This is a genomic window from Dactylosporangium sp. CA-233914 (genome assembly GCF_050942935.1).
Classification (GTDB): domain Bacteria; phylum Actinomycetota; class Actinomycetes; order Mycobacteriales; family Micromonosporaceae; genus Dactylosporangium.
Window position 1 is genome coordinate 8280747 of record NZ_CP192030.1, and the last position, 18277, is coordinate 8299023.

Annotated in this window: 19 protein-coding genes and 1 pseudogene; 11 read left to right on the forward strand and 9 right to left on the reverse strand. The window is 75.2% G+C overall.

What is annotated here, in order from left to right; all coding sequences use genetic code 11:
* Positions 1-62 precede the first annotated feature (62 nt).
* Positions 63-1043, reverse strand: a complete 981-nt coding sequence (locus ACQPY0_RS36955; protein WP_432971509.1) for an Acg family FMN-binding oxidoreductase — start codon at positions 1041-1043, stop codon at positions 63-65.
* Positions 1044-1189: 146 nt separating this feature from the next.
* Entirely contained in the window at positions 1190-3823 is a 2634-nt protein-coding gene (gene adhE / locus ACQPY0_RS36960; protein ID WP_432971512.1) for a bifunctional acetaldehyde-CoA/alcohol dehydrogenase, read from the reverse strand.
* Between the two features lie 144 nt (positions 3824-3967).
* Here adhE and ACQPY0_RS36965 point away from each other — a divergent pair, with 144 nt between their 5' ends.
* Both ACQPY0_RS36965 and ACQPY0_RS36970 read left to right on the forward strand, forming a co-directional pair.
* Positions 3968-5059: an Acg family FMN-binding oxidoreductase gene (locus ACQPY0_RS36965; RefSeq protein WP_432971515.1), complete on the forward strand. Its 1092-nt coding sequence runs from the start codon at positions 3968-3970 to the stop codon at positions 5057-5059.
* 25 nt (positions 5060-5084) lie between these two features.
* Positions 5085-6317 (forward strand): acetyl-CoA hydrolase/transferase family protein, encoded by a 1233-nt coding sequence (locus ACQPY0_RS36970; RefSeq protein ID WP_432971518.1) that lies wholly within the window; start codon positions 5085-5087, stop codon positions 6315-6317.
* Between the two features lie 51 nt (positions 6318-6368).
* Here the strand turns inward: ACQPY0_RS36970 and ACQPY0_RS36975 are convergent, their stop codons facing one another.
* A complete protein-coding gene (locus tag ACQPY0_RS36975) occupies positions 6369-7055 on the reverse strand; it encodes a CBS domain-containing protein (RefSeq protein WP_432971521.1) in 687 nt (228 codons plus the stop codon).
* A gap of 200 nt (positions 7056-7255) precedes the next feature.
* On the opposite strand from ACQPY0_RS36975, the pseudogene ACQPY0_RS36980 reads away from it, so the two are divergent.
* Both ACQPY0_RS36980 and ACQPY0_RS36985 read left to right on the forward strand, forming a co-directional pair.
* Positions 7256-7336, forward strand: a pseudogene (locus tag ACQPY0_RS36980) (hypothetical protein); the annotation flags it as partial.
* A gap of 278 nt (positions 7337-7614) precedes the next feature.
* Entirely contained in the window at positions 7615-8067 is a 453-nt protein-coding gene (locus ACQPY0_RS36985) for a universal stress protein (RefSeq protein ID WP_432971524.1), read from the forward strand.
* Positions 8068-8080: 13 nt separating this feature from the next.
* On the opposite strand, the gene ACQPY0_RS36990 is transcribed toward ACQPY0_RS36985, so the two are convergent.
* Positions 8081-9313 carry a sensor histidine kinase gene (locus ACQPY0_RS36990; RefSeq protein WP_432971527.1) on the reverse strand — a complete coding sequence of 411 codons (1233 nt, stop codon included), beginning with the start codon at positions 9311-9313 and terminating at the stop codon, positions 8081-8083.
* Positions 9310-10023, reverse strand: coding sequence for a response regulator transcription factor (locus ACQPY0_RS36995; protein WP_432971530.1), 714 nt, complete (start codon positions 10021-10023; stop codon positions 9310-9312). Before ACQPY0_RS36995 ends, ACQPY0_RS36990 begins: the two co-directional genes overlap by 4 nt.
* Before the next feature lie 120 nt (positions 10024-10143).
* On the opposite strand from ACQPY0_RS36995, the gene ACQPY0_RS37000 reads away from it, so the two are divergent.
* Positions 10144-10668 carry a DUF2231 domain-containing protein gene (locus tag ACQPY0_RS37000; protein WP_432971533.1) on the forward strand — a complete coding sequence of 175 codons (525 nt, stop codon included), beginning with the start codon at positions 10144-10146 and terminating at the stop codon, positions 10666-10668.
* Between the two features lie 86 nt (positions 10669-10754).
* Here ACQPY0_RS37000 and ACQPY0_RS37005 read toward each other — a convergent pair whose 3' ends face one another.
* Positions 10755-11228: a Crp/Fnr family transcriptional regulator gene (locus tag ACQPY0_RS37005; RefSeq protein ID WP_432971536.1), complete on the reverse strand. Its 474-nt coding sequence runs from the start codon at positions 11226-11228 to the stop codon at positions 10755-10757.
* Between the two features lie 154 nt (positions 11229-11382).
* Between ACQPY0_RS37005 and ACQPY0_RS37010 the strand changes: the two genes are divergently transcribed.
* Positions 11383-12141 (forward strand): SDR family NAD(P)-dependent oxidoreductase, encoded by a 759-nt coding sequence (locus ACQPY0_RS37010; RefSeq protein ID WP_432971539.1) that lies wholly within the window; start codon positions 11383-11385, stop codon positions 12139-12141.
* Positions 12142-12267: 126 nt separating this feature from the next.
* Complete coding sequence (locus tag ACQPY0_RS37015; protein ID WP_432971542.1) at positions 12268-12660, forward strand: NUDIX hydrolase; 393 nt, start codon at positions 12268-12270, stop codon at positions 12658-12660.
* Between the two features lie 7 nt (positions 12661-12667).
* Here ACQPY0_RS37015 and ACQPY0_RS37020 read toward each other — a convergent pair whose 3' ends face one another.
* Positions 12668-13633 (reverse strand): helix-turn-helix domain-containing protein, encoded by a 966-nt coding sequence (locus ACQPY0_RS37020; protein WP_432971545.1) that lies wholly within the window; start codon positions 13631-13633, stop codon positions 12668-12670.
* 118 nt (positions 13634-13751) lie between these two features.
* Between ACQPY0_RS37020 and ACQPY0_RS37025 the strand changes: the two genes are divergently transcribed.
* Both ACQPY0_RS37025 and ACQPY0_RS37030 read left to right on the forward strand, forming a co-directional pair.
* A complete protein-coding gene (locus ACQPY0_RS37025) occupies positions 13752-13949 on the forward strand; it encodes a hypothetical protein (protein WP_432971548.1) in 198 nt (65 codons plus the stop codon).
* 53 nt (positions 13950-14002) lie between these two features.
* Positions 14003-14476, forward strand: a complete 474-nt coding sequence (locus ACQPY0_RS37030) for a macro domain-containing protein (RefSeq protein ID WP_432971551.1) — start codon at positions 14003-14005, stop codon at positions 14474-14476.
* Here the strand turns inward: ACQPY0_RS37030 and ACQPY0_RS37035 are convergent.
* Positions 14464-15513, reverse strand: coding sequence for a lysylphosphatidylglycerol synthase transmembrane domain-containing protein (locus ACQPY0_RS37035; RefSeq protein ID WP_432971554.1), 1050 nt, complete (start codon positions 15511-15513; stop codon positions 14464-14466). The two genes, ACQPY0_RS37030 and ACQPY0_RS37035, sit on opposite strands and share 13 nt — an antisense overlap.
* A gap of 223 nt (positions 15514-15736) precedes the next feature.
* Here ACQPY0_RS37035 and ACQPY0_RS37040 point away from each other — a divergent pair, with 223 nt between their 5' ends.
* Together ACQPY0_RS37040 and ACQPY0_RS37045 are read left to right on the forward strand one after the other, a co-directional pair.
* The gene (locus ACQPY0_RS37040) at positions 15737-16255 is read left to right on the forward strand and encodes a SigE family RNA polymerase sigma factor (protein WP_432971557.1); all 519 of its coding nucleotides are present in this window, start codon (positions 15737-15739) and stop codon (positions 16253-16255) included.
* The gene (locus tag ACQPY0_RS37045; RefSeq protein WP_432971560.1) at positions 16252-17718 is read left to right on the forward strand and encodes a TolB family protein; all 1467 of its coding nucleotides are present in this window, start codon (positions 16252-16254) and stop codon (positions 17716-17718) included. The genes ACQPY0_RS37040 and ACQPY0_RS37045 overlap by 4 nt, the downstream gene beginning before the upstream one ends.
* Here the strand turns inward: ACQPY0_RS37045 and ACQPY0_RS37050 are convergent.
* Entirely contained in the window at positions 17655-18218 is a 564-nt protein-coding gene (locus ACQPY0_RS37050) for a hypothetical protein (RefSeq protein ID WP_432971563.1), read from the reverse strand. The two genes, ACQPY0_RS37045 and ACQPY0_RS37050, sit on opposite strands and share 64 nt — an antisense overlap.
* Between the last annotated feature and the right edge of the window lie 59 nt (positions 18219-18277).

The following is an 18277-nucleotide window of genomic DNA, read 5'->3' on the forward strand; positions in this document are numbered from 1 at the left end:
GGCGGCCCGGATGCGTCTGGCATCCGGGCCGCCGCGGCCGTTTCCCGCCGGCCTCCTCGCGGTCAGGGCTCGCCGGGCAGGCCGACGGTGTCGGTGCCGGAGCGGCGCGGCGTCGCGGGAACCGGTTCGAGGTCGGCGACGGGCACGCCGACGCGCATCGCGATCGCCGGGCTGCCGACGCCGAGCAGCCGCCGCAGCGCCTGGCGCACCGGCTCGACCTCGATCACCTCGCTGATCGGCGAGGCCGCGAGGCCGCCCGCGGTCAGCGTGAGCCAGACGTCCGACAGCGCCTCGCCGGCCGCCAGCCAGTCCTCGGGCTCCTCGGCGTCGAGGGCCAGCACGACGTAGACGGTTCCGCGGTCCTGGCCGGGGCCCGGATGCAGCGCCGGGGGGCGCGCCACGGCGAGGTCGCGGGGCGCGACGTCGCGGGGCGTGGGCGGCACCATGTTGCGGGCGGACACCCCGTCGCGGTCGGGCCGGGCCCGGGTCGTCCACGCCAGCACGTCGTCGCGGAACCGGGCGTCGCCGTGCTCGACCGCGCCCGCGTGCGCCACGGCCGCGGCGAACGCGGTCGCCTGGTCCGCGCGGATGACGTGCAGGTGCACACCGTGCCGCTCGGCGGCATCCCGCAGCTGCGAAAGCACCGCCGCGGACGGCCGCTCGTCGGCGAACGGGCGGCGGTCGGTGCGCCGGCGGTAGATCGCCCGGTACAGCCGGTCGTCCTGCTCGCTCGGCCGCCCCTGGCGCACCAGGGCGACGAGATCCGCCCGGTCCGGGTCCGGCAGGCGCGACACGTCCGCGGCGTAGCCGGCCGCGAGCAGCGCGACCGTCGCGTGGTGCAGGGCGGCGCCGCAGCTGAGCAGCAGCAGGTGGCCATCGGGATCAAGGCCGGCCAACTGCCGGGTCCGGTCGGCCCACAGCTCGCCGCGGTCGCCGGACAGCCGCCAGCGCCACGGCTGGGTGTTCAAGATGGACGGCGCGCGCAGGGCCGCGATCGACGCTTCGGCCACCTGGTCGATCTCGGCACGTCCCGGCTTCGTCATGGCCCGCTCCCTCCCGTTTCGGATGCCTTCCGTTTCCCGGTGCCTTCCGTTTCCACGATGCCTTCCGTTTCCACGATCCCGCTCGCCCGGACCGCACGGCAGGGCCGGTGGTCCCGAGCTGCGCGGGCCCACCGGCCGAGGTGCCGTCAGGCGCCCGGGGTGCCGTAGTACGCCGCCCGCATGATCTCGCGCAGGTCGGCGAGCATCGGCATGCGCGGGTTGGCCGGGGCGCACTGGTCGAGGTACGCGTTCATCGCCTGCTGCGGCAGCGCGTCGAGGAACGTCCGCTCGTCGACGCCCACCGCCTGGAACGACGGCTCGATGCCAACCTCGTCGCGCAGCCGCTCGACGGCGCGGGCGTAGGACTCGACGCCCTCCTCCGGCGTGGCCGCGGGCAGGCCGAGCATCCGGGCGATGTCGGCGAAGCGCTCCGGGGCCACGTACCGCTCGTACTTCGGCCACGAGTTCAGCTTCGCCGGCACCTTGCCGTTGTGCCGGATGACGTGCGGCAGCAGGATGGCATTGGTGCGGCCGTGCGCGATGTGGAACGTCGCGCCCAGCGTGTGGGCGAGGGCGTGCACGATGCCGAGGAACGCGTTGCCGAACGCCATGCCGGCGATGGACCCGGCGTTGTGCATCTTCTCGCGGGCCACCGGGTCGGCGGCGCCGCGGTGCACGGCACCGGGCAGGTTCTGGAACACCAGCCGGATCGCGTGCAGCGCGAGGCCGTCGGTGTAGTCGCTGGCGTACACCGAGACGTACGCCTCCGTGGCATGGGTGAGCGCGTCGAAGCCGCTGTCCGCGGTCACGGCCGGCGGGAGGTCTGCGGTGAGCACCGGGTCGACGATCGCGACGCTCGGCGTGAGCGCGTAGTCGGCGAGGGGGTACTTTTTGCCGGTGTCCGTGTCGGTGATGACCGCGAACGGGGTGATCTCGGCGCCGGTGCCGGAGGTCGTCGGGATGCACACCAGCCGGGCGAGCCGGCCCAGCGGCGGAAACCGGAACGCCCGCTTGCGGATGTCGAAGAACTTCTCCCGCATGTCGGCGAACTCGGTGCCCGGGTGCTCGTACAGCAGCCACATCACCTTCGCCGCGTCCATCGGCGAGCCGCCGCCGAGCGCGATGATGGTGTCCGGCCGGAACTCGCGCATGAGCCCCGCGCCGCGCTCCACGGTCGCCATGGTCGGCTCCGGCTCGACGTTGTCGAGGATCTGCACGGTGACCGGGTTCGCGCCGGCGCGCAGGGCGGTGCGGATGCGGTCGACGTAGCCGAGCCGGGTCATCGTCGCGTCGGTCACGATGCTCACGCGGTGCACGTCGGGCATGTCGGTGAGGTAGCGGATCGCGTTCGGCTCGAAGTAGATCTTCGGCGGTACCTTGAACCACTGCAGGTTGTTCGTGCGCCGCCCGACCCGCTTGATGTTGAGCAGGTTCACCGCCGAGACGTTGCCCGACACCGAGTTGCGCCCGTAGCTGCCGCAGCCGAGCGTGAGGGAGGGCAGGAAGGCGTTGTAGACGTCGCCGATGCCGCCCTGCGACGACGGCGAGTTCCAGATGATCCGCACCGCCTTCACGTGCCGGCCGTACGCCTCGGCCACGTCGGCGCCGGCCGTGTGGATGACGGCACTGTGGCCGAGCCCGTCGAGCTGCACCATCTGCTCGGCGAGGCGAAATCCCTCCTCGCGCGACTCGGCCCGCAGCACCGCCAGGACCGGGCACAGCTTCTCGCGGGTCAGCGGCTCCTGCGGGCCGACGCCGTCGACCGGCACCAGGATCACCGAGGTGTCCTCGGCGACCGTGAAGCCGGCCCGCGCGGCGATCCAGGCCGCCGGGCGCCCCACCACGTCGGCGTTGACGCGGGCGCCGTCGCCGAAGACGAACCGCTCCAGCAGCAGCTTCTCCTCGGGCGTCGCCACGTGCGCGTGCAGCCGCCGGAACTGCTCCAGCGCGGCCCGTTCGATCGGCTCGTCGAGAATGGCAGCCTGCTCGGAGGCGCAGATCATGCCGTTGTCGAACGTCTTGGACACGACGATGTCGTGCACCGCGCGCACCACGTCGGCGCTGCGCTCGATGAACGCGGGGACGTTACCGGGGCCGACGCCGAGCGCGGGCTTGCCGGCCGAGTACGCGGCCCGGACCATGCCGGCGCCGCCGGTGGCCAGAATGACGGCCACCCCCGGGTGTGCCATGAGCGCCTGGGTCGCCTCGATCGAGGGTTGCTCGATCCACTGGATGCAGTGCCGCGGCGCCCCGGCGGCGATCGCGGCGTCGCGCACGATCCGGGCGGCCTCGACGCTGCAGCGCTGGGCCGACGGGTGGAACGCGAACACGACCGGGTTGCGGGTCTTGAGCGCGATGAGCGCCTTGAAGACCGTCGTCGAGGTCGGGTTCGTCACCGGCGTCACCGCGCAGACGACCCCGACCGGGTCGGCGATCTCGACGATGCCGTCGATCTCGTCGCGGCCGATCACGCCGACGGTCCGCAGCCCGTCCAGGCTGTGCGCGATGTGTTCGGAGGCGAAGATGTTCTTCACCGCCTTGTCCTCGAACACGCCCCGGCCGGTCTCCTCGATCGCCAGCTCGGCCAGGCGGCCGTGCTCGCTCAGCGCGGCGACGGAGGCCTTCTTGACGATGTGGTCGATGCGCTGCTGGTCCAGTGCGGCGTAGCCGTCCAGCGCGCCCAGCGCCCGGCGCACCAGCCGGTCGATGGCCGCCGCGGTGTCCTCGACGGTCAGCTCGAGCTCCGCGGCGGACTGGGCGAGTGTCCCGGTCACCGTCATCACGTCCCTTCTCGGCGTTGCCTTTCAGGCGACATGCCCTTTCAGGCGGCATGGACCGATCGGTCCGCCTCGAATCCTCGGCCGGGACGGGGCCCGCACCCAGAGCCCGCCGTCCCGGCGGACCGGGACCATCGGCCCTGCCCGGTGAGCCGCGAATGGGCGACCGTCGGCATGGAGCATCCGCCGCTGGAGGTGACGACCATGTCCGAGCAACTGCCGGAGCGGTCGGCCGCGGCGTGCCTGCGGGCCGCTGTCGCCGCCCCCTCGATCCACAACACCCAGCCGTGGCGGTTCCGGTTCGACGGGGCCGGCTTCGACGTCTTCGCCGACGCCGGGCGCGCGCTGCGCGTCGTCGACCCGGCCCACCGCGCCCTGCACATCAGCGTGGGCGCGGCGCTGTGCAACCTGCGGCTCGCCCTCGCCGCCGACGGCTGGACCTCGCGGCTGGAGCACCCCGCGACCGGCGGGGCGCTCGCCCGGGTCGTGGCCGCGGACCGCCACGAGCCGAGCCCGTCCGTGCGGGCGCTGGCGCTGGCGATCGCCCGCCGCCGGACCAACCGCGGCCCCTACGACGGCGACCCGGTGCCGGTGGCGGTGCTCGAGGCGCTGCGGCAGGCGGCCGCGACGCGCGACTGCCGGCTGGTCGTGCTCGACCCCGTGCGCCGCGGCGCCGTGCTCGCCCTCACCCAGGCGGCGGACGCCTGGCAGCGGGACGACCCGCAGTACCGCGCCGAGCTGGCCCGCTGGACCACCGAGCACGGCGACCGGCGCGACGGCGTCGTCGCCCCGCTCTTCGGCCCGCGGCCGACGAGCGCGGCCCTGACGCTGCGGGACTTCGGGCTCGGGCAGCCCGGCGCCGAGCGGGACGCGGCCCGGTTCGAGGCCCACCCCAACCTGGTCGTGCTGCATTCGCGCGGCGACGGCCCCGGCGACTGGCTCGACGCCGGCCGCGCGCTGGAGCGGGTCCTGCTCACCGCCGCGATCCACGGCCTGGCCGCGCAGCCGATGACGCAGGCGCTGGAGGTGGCACACCTGCGCCGGCTGCTGGCCGCGCCGGGCGGGCGCTGGTATCCGCAGATGATCCTGCGGGTCGGCTACGGCCACCACGTCCCGGCGAGCCCGCGCCGGCCGCTGCACCACGTCATGCTGCGCTCCGCCGACGCGGCGGCCCCGGAGCACTCCACCGCGTTCGCCCGGACCGCCGGCGGGCGCGCGGGCCTGCGGTACTGCCGATGACCAGCACCGACACGAAGGAGATTTGATGCGAACCGTGACCGAGTCCGAGCTCGGCCGAATCCTCGCCGCCCTGCCCGGCGTGCCGCGCATCGTGGCGAGCGGCAACTTCGCCGCCCCGGGGCGGCTGCTGGCCGTCGCCGACGCGAGCATCGCGGAGTTCCGGCTCGTCATGCTCAACGCCCAGCGCGGCATCCCGGACCGGGAGGGAGTGGTGCACGAGACCTCGTTCGTCGGGCCGGGCATGCGGGGCGGGGCGCGGCTGCGGTACTTCCCGTGCCGCCTGTCCCTCGTGCCCCACCTGCTGCGCCAGCGCCTGGTGCCGGACGTCGCGCTGCTGCACACCTCGCCGCCGTCGGGCGGGTCGGTGAGCCTCGGCGTGGAGGTCAACGTGCTGCCGGCGGCCGTCGAGGCGGTCCGCGCCCGCGGCGGGATCGTGGTCGCCCAGGCCAACCCGAGCATGCCGGTCACGTTCGGCGACGCCCAGCTGCCGCTGGACCTGGTGGACTACGTCCTCGAGGCCGACGAGCCGCTCGCCGTGCCCGCGGCCGCCGCACCCGACGGGACCTCACTGGCGATCGGCGAGCGGGTGGCCGCGCTGGTACCGCCCGAGGCGACCCTGCAGCTGGGCATCGGCGCCATCCCCGACGCCACCCTCGAGGCGCTGCTGACGCGCCGGGGCTTGCGCATCTGGTCGGAGATGTTCAGCGATGGCGCCCTGGCGCTGGACAAGGCCGGCGCCCTGGACCCCGCCACGCCGGTGACCGCGTCGTTCTGCTTCGGCTCGGCCGAGCTCTACGACTGGGTCGACCACAACCCGCGGGTACGCATGCTGCGCACGGAGAAGACCAACGACCCGGGCACGATCGCCGGGCATCCCGCCCTGATGAGCATCAACAGCGCCCTGCAGGTCGACCTGTTCGCCCAGGCGAACGCGAGCCGGGTCGGCGCCCGGACCCACTCCGGCTTCGGCGGCCAGACCGACTTCATCGTCGGCGCCATGCACTCCCCCGGCGGCCACGCGGTCATCGCGCTGCGCTCCTGGCACCCGAAGGCGGACGTCTCGGCGGTGGTGCCGCTGCTGTCGGGCCCCGTGACGTCGTTCCAGCACAGCTTCATCGTCACCGAGCAGGGCACCGCCCAGATCTGGGGCCGCGACTCGGCCGAGCAGGCCCAGCAGATCCTCGACCACGCCGCCCACCCGTCCGCCCGCGACGAGCTGCGGGAGGCCGGGCGGAGGCTGGGACTACCGCTGGTCTGAGCGGATACGACGACGGGCGGCCCGCAGGTGCGGGCCGCCCGTCGCGTGTCCTCAGAACATCACCGGGGCGTTGTACGGCCGCGCCTCGTCGTCGAGCGCCGCGGTGAGGTGGCTGACCACGTCGACGACCCCGTCCACCCGCTCGATCTGGCGCACCAGCGGCGGCACGAGCGAGGCGCGCTCCACCTGGCCCAGCAGCGTCACGACGCCGTCGGCGACCTCGACGCGCAGCTGCTCCGGCTCCACGCCGGCGAGGCCCTGCACCGCCACGTCCAGGATCTCGTCGCGGATCTGCCGGTCCGGACGCAGGAAGACCTTGAGCAGGTCGCGGCGGGTCACCATGCCGACCAGCCGCCCGAGGTCGTCCACGACCGGCAGCCGCTTCAGCCCGGCCGACTCCATGATCCGGGCCGCGGCCGGCAGCGTCGTGCGGCCCGTGACCGTCACGGCCGGGGCGGTCATCAGCTCGCCGGCCGCGGTGGCGTGCGCCTTGCCGCGCGCCTGGCGGGTGTGGCGGGCCTCGAACAGCCGGACCCGGTCGTCGTCGCCGGCGAACTCGAGCTTCGCCAGGAGATCGGCCGACGACACGACCCCGACCACCCGCTCGAAGCTGTCGACCACGGGCACGGCGTTGACGCCGTGTGCCTCCAGCCGGTCGACGATCTCCCGGAAGGGCGTGTCCTGCTGTACCGACACCGCCCCGACGGTCATCACATCCGCGACGTCCCAGCGGTTCATCTCCGGCCTCCTCGCTCGTGTCACCCGCTCGTCACGCTCCGAACGTATGACCGGCGCACCGGCGTGCCCAGGGTCCAAGGACACCCCCCGGACGGGACGTTGGGCACCTCGGCGGCCGGCCGGGCGCCCCTGCCGCGCCGGACGCGGCGGTGAGAGCGTTCGACGTGCAGGCTCTGCGTCACCACCCGCGGGAGGCGGCCATGAACGGCATCGACGACGTGATCGTGGGCATCGACGGCACCGACGCGAGCGACACCGCCGTGCGCTGGGCCGCGGCCGAGGCCGCGCGCACCGGCGGCCGGCTGCGCATCCTGCACGCCTGGCCCCGCCCGGAGCCGTGGCGGGCGGAGGAGGCCGTCCGGCGGGCGGTCGCGGTGGCCCGGCTGGCCCGCCCGGGCGTCGACGTCGCCGGCCAGGTCGTCCTCGGCGACGCGGTCGAGGCACTCACGCAGGCGGCCTCCGAGGCGGCGTCGGCAGCCACGGGCACACCGCGCTCGCCGAGGCGCTGCACGGCGCCACAGGGACCCGGGTCGCCCTGCGGGCCCCGGGCCGAGTCGCCGTGGTGCGCGGCCGGACCGGCGCCGCCGACGGGCCGGTGGTGGTCGGCCTGGACGGCTCCTGCGCGGACAACCGCCTGCTGGCCGCGGCGTTCGAGCACGCGGACCGGCGCGGCTGCGACGTGGTGGCCATCCACGCCCTGGCGACGCCGGCCGGGCCGTGGAGCGCCGGCCCGCGCCCGCGGGAGCGCGCCGACCTGCTGTGGGAGCTCACCGACGACGTGCAGCGCTGGCATGAGAAGTACCCTTCGGTGCCCGCCACGGCGCGCGTGCCCGCCGGCGACCCGGCGAGCGTCCTGCTCGACGCATCCGGCGAGGCCCAGCTGCTGGTGCTCGGCAGCCGGGGCCACGGGCCCGCCTCGGCGCTGCTGGCGGGCTCCGTCACCCATCGCCTGCTCTACCACGCCGCCTGCCCGCTGCTGGTCGTCCGCACCGGGCGAGACGGCCGGCCCTGAGCGCTCCCGCCGCTCAGCCCGGCGCCGTGGGCAGCACGATCGTGAAGGCCGCGCCCTCGCCCGGCCGCCCCCACGCGGTGATCGTGCCGCCGTGCCCGGTCACGACCTCGCGGGCCAGCGCCAGCCCCAGCCCGAACCGGCGATGGTCCGAGTGGCCGCGGGCGAAGCGGGCGAAGAGCCGCTCCGTGTCGCGCGGATCGAAGCCCGAGCCGTCGTCGCGCACGACGAGGCTGACCCGCCGCGGCCCGTCCGTATGCGTCACCTCCACGGTGACATGGCCGCCCGCCGGCGTGTGGTTCAGCGCGTTGTCGACCAGCGCGGTGACGACCCGCCGCAGCGCGGCCTCGCGGCCGGCCACCATCGCCGGCCCCGCCGGATCGGGCACCAGCGTCAGCTCGATGCGCCGGTCGCGGGCCTGCGCCGCGTGCTGGGCCACGACACCGCCGGCGACGGCCGTCAGGTCGACCGGCGCCGGATCGCCGAGGCGCTGCGACATCTGCGCCGAGGTGAGCAGGTCCTCGATCACCTCGCCGAGCTGGCGGGTGCCGACGACGAGCTGCTCGACGTCCTCGGTGATGGACGGGGTGGCCGCGCCCGCGCGGAGGTCGGCCCGCAGCAGCTGGGCGCGCAGGTGCAGCTGGGCCAGGGGCGTGCGCAGCTCGTGGCCGGCGTCGGCGACGAAGCGCCGCTGGCGGGTCATCGCCTCGGCCAGCGGCGCGGTGGCCCGCCGGGACAGCACGACGGCGAACAGCAGCGCGGCGCCCAGCCCGGCGACCTCGGACAGTCCCAGCGCCAGCAGCAGCCGCCGCTGGTCGGCCCGCCGGCCCGCCAGGCTCGCCACGACCTGCACCACGTCGTCGCCGCGGCGTTGCGTGAGGACCTCGAAGTCACCGTCGTCGGTGTCGAGGGCGCGCAGGACGGCGGGGCCGCCGGCGCGGACCCGGGCGATGGCGTCGCGGTCGGGCAGGCCGTCCGGGGCGCCCGGGGTTGCCGTCATCGAGCCGTCGGGCCGCTGGTCGAACAGCCACACGCCGGGTGGCGGATCGATGACGTCCTCCTCGGTGGCGGCCGTGTGGCGCAGCACGTTCTCGACCGCCGAGTCCTGCCCGCGGTCGACCACGACCAGGGCCAGCAGGCCGACGACGAGCAGGCTCACGGTGATGGCCGCGGCCGCCTGCAGCCCGAGCACCCGGCGGGCGCGGGCCAGCACCGCCGCGTCCGGGTCCGGCACCGCGTCGCGGCTCACAGCGCGCCGGCCCGGTATCCGACGCCGCGCACCGTGTGCACGACCTGCGCACCGAGCTTGCGGCGCAGGTAGTGCACGTACGTGTCGACCAGCGAGTCCGTGCCGGAGTCGGGGAAGACCTGGGCCATGATCTCGTCGCGGGTGAACACCCGCGACGGGTGCCGCGCGAGCAGGCGCAGCAGGTCGCTCTCCCGCCCGGAGAGCGTGACCGCGTCGCCGCCCGGCGCCGTCACGGCCCGGGTGATCAGGTCGAACTCGGCCGCCCCGACCGGGATGACGTGGGCCCCCCGGGCGCTGCGGCGGGCCAGCACCCGCACCCGCGCCGCCAGCTCCTCGGCCTCGAAGGGCTTGACGAGGTAGTCGTCGGCCCCGGTGTCCAGCCCGGTCACGCGGTCGGCGAGCGTGCCCAGCGCCGTCAGGATCAGCGCCGGCGTGCTCAGCCCGCCCCGGCGCAGCCGCCGGAGCAGGTCGAGGCCGTCGATGGCGGGCAGCCCGCGGTCGATCACCAGGACGTCGTAGCGCCGGGTCAGTGCCAGGTGCAGCCCGCGCTGGCCGTCGGCGGCCAGCTCGGCGTGGTATCCCTCGGCGCGGAACATCCGCAGCAGCAGCGCGCCGAGCGGCGCATCGTCCTCGACGACGAGCACACGCGCGCCGCCGGCCGCCGCCGGGTCGCTCACGCCAGCCACTCCGCTGCGCTGCGTACCGCTCACGCCAGCCCCTCCCTTCGTGCGAGGCCCACGCTGCCGCGCCCGGATTGGAGAACTCCAAGAATCACGACCCTACGCTTCGCCGTGACGGGCGGGTTGCGCGCCCGGGAGAGGAAAACGCTGGTGACCACCGTGAACGGCCTGCCGGCCCACGTCCTGCTCGTCCACGCCATCGTCGTACTGCTGCCGCTGTGCGCGCTGCTGGTGGTGCTCACCGCCGCCTGGCCCGCCGCCCGCCGCCGCCTCGCCGGGCCGAACCTGGCGCTGGCGGCCGCCGTGCTTGTCCTGACGCCCGTCACCACCGACGCCGGGGAGTGGCTCGAGCGGCAGACCCCGTCGACGACGGCGCTGCGCGAGCACACGGAGCTCGGCGACACCGCTGTGTGGGCCGCCTTCGCGGTCGCGGCGGTGGCGCTGGTCATCTGGTGGCGGCAGCGGGAGGCGGGCGAGGGTCGCACACTGCTGCCCCGGCGCCTGCTCGCGCCGCAGTCGTCGGCCGTGACCGCCGTCGTCACCGCCGTCGCGGTCGTCGTGGCCGGGCTCGCCGTCTACGACATCTACCGCATCGGCGACTCCGGGGCCCGGGCGGCCTGGCAGGGCCGCCTCACCGCCGTATCGGACCCCGGGTCCGGCCGGCCGCACCGCTGACCCTGCCGCACCGCTGACCCTGCCGCACCGCTGACCCGGCCGCACCGCTGACCCGGCCGCACCCGGCCGGTATCCCCGGTCCAGCCTCACCCGGCCGGTATCTCCCGGTCCAGGCCCAGGCCGAGCAGCCGGGACCGGGTCGCCTGCAGCCGCGCGACGACCACGGCCATGAAGCGGCGGGTCAGCTCCTGGCCGAGAACCGGGTCGGCGTCGCACAGGCCGCGCACGCCCGGGCCGTCCAGGGCGATGGCCAGCACCGGACTGGTGGTGACCGCGCCGAAATGCCAGCGGTACGGCGGGAAGAGCCACGACCAGCCCAGCACCGTCCCGGGGCCGAGCGTGTCCACCACGACGGCGCCGCCGCCGGGCACTCTGGTGTCCAGCTCGACGCCGCCCTCCCGGATGAGCCAGAAGCGCTCGGCCCGCCCGTTCTCCTCGAAGATCCGGGTCCCCGCCCGCAACGGCGCACGGTGCGCCCACCGGGTCAGCCGCTCGACATCGCGCGGCCGCATGCCGGCGAGGAACGGGTGCCCGACCATCAGGTCATATGTGCTGATCATTGGGTCCCTCCTGCGTTCCCCACGTACCTACAAACACTGTGCCTTCGGGCCGGATCGCGGCAGGGCCGACGGGCCACCGCCGCCGGGACTTTCGCCCCTGTCCGGACCGGGGTCGCGCGAGCACGCTGGGGCCGTCCACCGAGGAGGGATCGTCATGACACACCAGCGGTACTCCGGAAGCGTCGCCCTGGTAACCGGGGCCGGCTGCGGCATCGGGCAGGCGACCGTGCTGCGGCTCGCGCACGAGGGGGCCACGGTCGTCGGCTGCGACGTCGACCCGGCCGGGCTCGAGGCCACCGAGAAGCTCCTCTCCCACGACGGCTACGCCGCGACGCTGCTCGAGGCGGACGTCGCCGACCCGGCCGGCGTCGCGCGGGCCGTCGCCGCGCTGCCGGGTGGCGACATCGACCTGCTCGCCAACGTCGCCGGCATCATGGACCACTTCCTGCCGGTCACCGACCTCGACGACGAGACGTGGGAGCGGGTCATCGCCGTCAACCTCACCGGCCCGATGCGGCTGTGCCGGGCCGTCATCCCGGCGATGCGCACCAACGCCGGGGGCGCGATCGTCAACGTCGCCTCGATCGGCGCGCTCACCGGGTCGGTCGCCGGCACCGCGTACACCGCCGCGAAGCACGGCCTGATCGGCCTCACGCGGTCGCTGGCCTACCTCTACGCGCCCGACGGCATCCGCGTCAACGCGGTGTGCCCGGGCGGCGTGAACACCGGCATCGGCCGCACGGCGAGCGTCGGGTCGCAGTGGGCGTTCGACCGGCTGTCGCCGTCGTTCACCCGGACGGTACGCACCGCCGAGCCGGACGAGATCGCGGGTCTGATCGGCTGGCTGGGCAGCGCGGAGGCGCGCAACGTCAACGGCGCCGTCATCACCTCGGACGGCGGCTTCACCGCCTGAGCAGGGCCGCCCGCGCCGCCCGGACCGGGCGCAGCCCCGCTCACGACCCGCACCAGGTCCCGCCGGCGCGCCCCCTGACCCCGGCCGCTCGATGGACGGCGGTGGGCGAGGCGATAGCCTGACCGCGTGCCCACGATCCGTATCGTCGCCGCGGTGCTCCGCGACCCCGACGGCCGCTGGCTGCTGGTCCGCAAACGGGGAACCACGGTGTTCATGCAGCCCGGCGGCAAGCTGGAGCCGGGCGAGGCGGCCGCGGACGCCCTGACCCGGGAACTGGCCGAGGAACTGGGCCTGCTCGTCTCGCCCGACCGCCTCGGCTACGTCGGCCGCTTCACCGCCCCGGCCGCGAACGAGCCCGGCCACACCGTCGACGCGGACGTCTACACCGCCCCGCTCGACGGCCCGGTCGCGCCGCTGGCCGAGATCGAGGAGCTGCACTGGCTGAACCCGGCGCACCCGGGCGAGGTCCGGCTGGCACCACTCCTGCTCGACCACCTCCTACCTCGGGCCGGGGCGTAGACCGCGGTCAGGCGCGCAAGGTCTGGCCCGGCGGCCGGGCGTACGCCTGCCGGTAGGCGGCCGCGAAGCGGTGCGCGCGGGCGAAGCCCCAGCGGGCCGCGACCGCGACGACCGTGGTCCCGTCGCCGGGCTGCGCGGCGAGCAGCTCCTCGTGCGCGCGGGCCAGCCGGACGCGGCGCAGGTAGGCGGCCGGGGTCGTGTCGCGGTGGCGGCGGAAGGCGTACTGCAGCGTCCGCGGCACCACCCCGACCGCCGCGGCGACGTCGCTCAGGGTGATCGGGCGGGCCGCGTTGGCGTCGATGTACGCCATCGCCCGGCGCACCACCGCCGGGGTGGCCGCGTCCCGCGGGACACGCAGCTCGAGCGTCATGGTGGTGTTCGGAAACGTCGCCAGCATGCTCGCCGCGGCCAGCCGCTCGGCCGCGGCCAGCAGCAGCGGGTGGTCCAGCCCCCGGGTGTAGACGCCGCGGCGCACGTACTGCGCGGTGTCCCGCCACTGCCGCCCGGCGGCGGCGGAAACGGGCCGCAGCCCGGTGAAGCGGACGTGCGCCCGGTCCAGCCCCGCGGTCTCCTCGGCCACCCGCAGCACCCCGTCGAGGGTCACGCCGACGGTGCCGGCGTCGTTGCAGTCGAACACCATCCTGGTTCCGTACGGCGGCAGCAGCAGAATGTCGCTCCCGGCCGCCCGCCCCTCGCCGCCGTCCCACCGCACCAGGGCCCGGCCGGCGGACAGGTCCGCGACGCAGACGAAGGGATTCGGCGGGCAGTCGATGTCGACGGCCACCGCGGTGTACTGCGTCCGGATGTACGTCAGCCCGCCGATCGCCCCGTGCACGCCCAGGAACGCGAAGCCCCGGGCCCGCGGGCGCACCCGCCGCTCATGGTCGGTGTAGCGGGCGGCGATCCAGTCCCGGAACTCGTCGGCGTGGCTGGTGGCGAGCCGGACGACGGGCGGGCTGACGGGTGAGCGCACGCTGCAGGATCACACGCGGCGAACCCGGAACGCCATCATGCGAACGATCGAACCGGAAAACGAATCCGAGCCGGACGATATCTTGCGTCAACCGCCGTGGCGCGGCGCCATGACAGGCGTGGATACAACGGAGTCGGGAGCGGTCGAGCGGATGCGTGCGTACGTCGCGTTCGCGGCCCGGGCCCGGGCGCGGGCACGGGAGGCCGCCGAGGCGGCGAAGGGGCACGACGAGCGGTCCGCCGCCGCGAGCCGGTACGCCCGTGAGGCCGCCGTGCGCGTCGATGCCCGGCGGCGGCAGCAGCGACCGGCCGGCTGAGCGCCGCCGAAACCGGCTCGACGCTGGATCGCGGCGGGTGGCAGCATCACAGCGTGGTACCGCTGCGGATCATCAACGGGGACGCGACCAGCCCCCAGGCCTCCGGCCCGAAGATCATCGCCCATGTCTGCAACGACCTCGGCGGGTGGGGCAAGGGGTTCGTCCTGGCGATCTCGCGGCGATGGCCGGAGCCCGAACGCGCCTTCCGGCAGTGGCACCGCGAGCGCGCCGGCAACGACTTCGGGCTCGGCGCCACGCAGCTGGTCCAGGTCCGCCCCGATATCTGGGTGGCGAACATGGTCGGCCAGCGCGGCATCCGCACCGGAAGCGGCGGGCCGCCGGTGCGATACGAGGCGATCGAGCGCTGCCTGCACACGGTCGCCGAGCACGCGGCCCAGCGCAACGCCGGCGTCCACATGCCGCGCATCGGCTGCGGCCTGGCCGGCGGCCGGTGGGAGCGGGTCGAGCCGCTCGTCGTCGCGGCCCTGTGCGAGCGCGACATCGCCACCACGGTCTACGACTTCTGATCGCGGGTGCGGCGCAGCGTCACCGCGGCGATCCCGCCGATCGGGATCAGGATCCAGCAGGACAGGACGCGGTACACCAGGACCGCGGCCGCCGCGCCCACGCCCGTCGCGCCCGCGGCGGTGAGCCCGGCGGCCAGGGCGGTCTCGACGACGCCCACACCGCCCGGGGTCAGCGGGACCTGCCGGACGATCTGGACGCTGAGGTAGATCCCGGCCATGGCGGTCACGCCGACCGGCAGGTGCAGCGCCTCGGCGACCGCGACCATGCAGAGCAGGTCGGTGAGCCACTTCACGGTCGCGTACACCAGCGCGAACACCCAGTCCGCGATCCGCAACTCGGCGCCGGCCCGCCAGGCGTCGCGGCCGGAGCGCAGCAGGCCCTGCAGGGTGCGGGCGACGCGGTTGCCGGCAGGCCGGGCCGCGTCGCGGGCGGGGCGGCTCGCGAGGCGGCGGCCGGCCAGGATCGCGGCGGTGGTGAGCGCGGCCAGCGCGACGACGACCGCGAGCGGGCGCCAGTTGAGCAGGCCGTCGGGGCTGCCGGCGAGCAGGGCCAGTCCGCCGCCGACGTAGAGCAGTGCGAGCCCGCCGATGGAGGCGAGGCCGGAGACGATCGCGGACGCGGCCGAGGCCTCGCGGGTGGCGCCGCCGCGCTGGTACTCCCGGATCGTGAACGCGGTCGACACCGCCGGACCCGCGGGCATGGAGATCGACAGCGCCGTGCCCGCGAGCGTGATCGCCATCACGTGGCCGCGGGTCAGGTGGGCGCCGAGGCTGTTGAGCAGCCTGCGCTGCTGGAGTGCGAACGACTCGATGGAGGCGAACTGCAGCAGCGCCGCGAGGGCGATCCAGCCGTACTTCGCCCCGCCCAGCGCCCCGAGAATCTCGTGCGGCGCCGGCAGCCGCCCGCGCAGCCCGATCGCGGCGAGCACGAGCACAATGAGCCCGACGGCGACCAGACGCCCCCACGGCCGGCGCCGCGGCGGCCCGCTGGGGACGTCCGTCACCTCCGGCGCAAGCGGCGGCGAGGTCCCGGACACGGTCCGATCATCGCAAACGCCCCGCCCCCCACCACCGCCGCACCAGCGTGGCCAGGATCTCAACCCGCGCCGCGGCCGCCCTCGACATCGCGGGCAAGGGCGTTCGGCATCGACGGTCATCGCGGAGAGCACCCCCGGCGGTGAACCGCCGGAGCAGAATCGATCGAATGCCCTCAACCATGCGGCGGCCGGGAGGCGTTTGAGAGGGGCAGGAGGTGGTGGCGTGGACGAGGAGCCGTATCCGGGCTTCCGTGATTTCGTGTCCGGACGCGGCACGGCGTTGTTGCGCACGGCCTATCTGCTGACCGGAGACCATCACGCCGCCGAGGACCTGCTGCAGTCCGCGCTCGCGCGGGTGCTGCGGCACTGGCGGCGGGCCAGCGACGGCGATCCCGAAGCCTACGTCCGCCGGACCATGTACCACCTGCGGATGTCCTGGTGGCGCCGGCGCCGCGTGCGCGAGCAACTCTTCGCCGCCCCGCCCGAGCAGGCCGGCGCTGACCCGCACGCGGGCACCGCGTTGCGGATGAGCCTGGACCGCGCGCTCGCGCTGCTCACGCCCCGGCAGCGGGCAGTACTGGTGCTGCGGTTCTACGAAGATCTCACCGAAGCGCAGGCGGCGTCGATGCTCGGCTGCACGGTCGGGACCGTCAAGCGCCACGCGCACGACGGCCTGGTCCGGCTACGGAGCGTCGCGCCCCACCTCGTCGACGACGTGCGGATCACGGGAGGCCTGCGGTGACGGCCCGGCTGCGAGAGGCGATGCGCGAGACGGCCGAGCGGGTCACCGACCGGCCCGAGCCGTATGAGCTCTACCGCGGGGCCGTCGCCCGGATGCGCCGGGACCGGCGGCGGCGCCTGACCGCGGCGGCCGCGGCCGTCGTGATCGCGGCGGTGGCCGGGCTGGCCGTGCCGCTGTGGCTGCACCGGATCGCGCCCGCACCGGCCGAGCCCCCGCCTGCTCCCCCGAGCCTGCCGGCCCGCATCGGTGCGCCGCTGTGGGGGACCCCGCCGGTGACCGACGAGCGGCTCGGCCCCGCCAGTGTCGCGTTCGGCTCGGGCACCTGGTGGTGGGGCGAGAGCAAGGGCGTCACGGCGGTCGTCGGCGCCGGCACCGACGACTACGGCATCGTCGAGAACGACGACTTCCTCTACGCCGGCGAGCAGGCCGTGCTCTCCCCCGACGGCGGCCGCCTGGCGGGCTCGGGCCGGGTCACCGACCTGCGGACCGGTGCCGTCACCCGGCTGCCCGACCTGCGCGCCGACCCGCTGGTGCCCCAGGCCTGGTCGCCCGACGGCCGGTGGCTGGCGGTGATCGCGTACGCCACGCACCGCCAACAGGCCGACGGCACCGGCGTGCTAATGGCCAGCGCCGCCGGACTCCACCTCGTCGCCCCGGCTTCGGGCGAGCATCGCAAGATCGGCGACCTGCTGCCGCAGGGCGTGACCGACGGCTGGACGGTGGCGTTCGCCCACGACGGCCGGCGGCTGGCGTACCAGTCCGGCCAGGAGATCACCGTCACCGACCTGGACGGCAAGGTCCTGAGCCGGTTCACCGCACCCGCCGGGGCGCGGCTGGCCGGCAAGGGCGCCTGGACCCCGGACGACCGCGGCCTCACCCTGGTCAGCCAGCGCCGCTGCTGCCAGGGCGAGCAGTACGGGTCCCGGTGGCAGCTCACCGTGGTCGCCCCGGCCGACGGCTCCGCCCGGACCGCCCCGGTCCTGCCCGAGCTGGCCGGGCTGGTCGCGGTGCGGCTGCTGGGCTGGTCACCGTCCGGCGAGGCGGTCGTGGCCGCGCTGTATCCGGAGGCGGGCACGGCCGTGCTCGACTTTTCCACCAACCAGGACACCCTGGCGTCGGTGCACACCCGGCTGACCGCGTACGAGTGGGTCAGCGCGGCGCGGGTCCTCGCCGTGCCGGCGAGCCCGACGGGCGCGACGCGGGTGCTGGTCCAGGGCCCCGACGTCCTCTCGATCGACGTGGCCGACGACGCGATCGCGGGCGGCCGGGAGCGCCCTGGGCACCCGCCCTCGGGTCTGGGCCCCAACACCCGGATCGTGCTGGGGGTGGCCGCGACCGGGGCGCTGGTGGTGCTGGGCGGGATCGTCGCGCTCGGCGTGCTGCTGCTGCGCCGCCGGGGTCAGCCGGGGGCGGGGTGGCCGCCGGGGCGCTCGCCCAGCAACTCGGCGAAGAGCGCCCGGTAGTGCATGAGGGCCTGGCGCAACTGCTCGGTCGTCGCTTGGCCGCGCTCGTTGGCCTGGCTGATCTCGTGGGCCTCGCGGTAGTGGCCGAGGGTTTCGGCGTGCTCGACGCTGAGATCCTGCGCGCGGGTGTCGAAGTCCTCGGTGACCGGGTAGCCGCGCTCGGCCATCACGCGGGTCACCAGCGCGTCGGCGTCGCGGGTGGCGATCTCCGGCTCCTCGACGAAGTGGGCCTGGGTGCGCTGCCACTGGTCGGCGTAGCGCCGCCGCTGCTCGGGGTCGAGCTCGTGCAGCTCCAGCCGGTCGTGGCGGCGTTCCCGGTGCCGCAGGTCGCGCTCGCCCGCGCGGCGGCCTGAGCCCGAGGCGACCGCCCGGTCGTACTCGGGGCCGAAGCGGCGGCGCAGCTCCTGGGTCCGGCGGTGCCGGGCGACGATCGTCGCGACGAAGGCAGCGACGATCAGCACGATGATGATGACGGCGAGGGCAGTTGCGGTCGAGGACATCACGTATCCCTTCGAAGGCCACCGCCTCCGACGGTAGCTGGCCCGTTTCAGCCACACCT

Bases quoted from the DNA above. Each gene is read 5' to 3' on its own strand.
- ACQPY0_RS36955 (WP_432971509.1), bottom strand. From the start codon at position 1,043: ATGACGAAGCCGGGACGTGCCGAGATCGACCAGGTGGCCGAAGCGTCG.
- adhE (WP_432971512.1), bottom strand. From the start codon at position 3,823: ATGACGGTGACCGGGACACTCGCCCAGTCCGCCGCGGAGCTCGAGCTG.
- ACQPY0_RS36970 (WP_432971518.1), top strand. From the start codon at position 5,085: ATGCGAACCGTGACCGAGTCCGAGCTCGGCCGAATCCTCGCCGCCCTG.
- ACQPY0_RS36975 (WP_432971521.1), bottom strand. From the start codon at position 7,055: ATGAACCGCTGGGACGTCGCGGATGTGATGACCGTCGGGGCGGTGTCG.
- ACQPY0_RS37005 (WP_432971536.1), bottom strand. From the start codon at position 11,228: ATGATCAGCACATATGACCTGATGGTCGGGCACCCGTTCCTCGCCGGC.
- ACQPY0_RS37010 (WP_432971539.1), top strand. From the start codon at position 11,383: ATGACACACCAGCGGTACTCCGGAAGCGTCGCCCTGGTAACCGGGGCC.
- ACQPY0_RS37050 (WP_432971563.1), bottom strand. From the start codon at position 18,218: ATGTCCTCGACCGCAACTGCCCTCGCCGTCATCATCATCGTGCTGATC.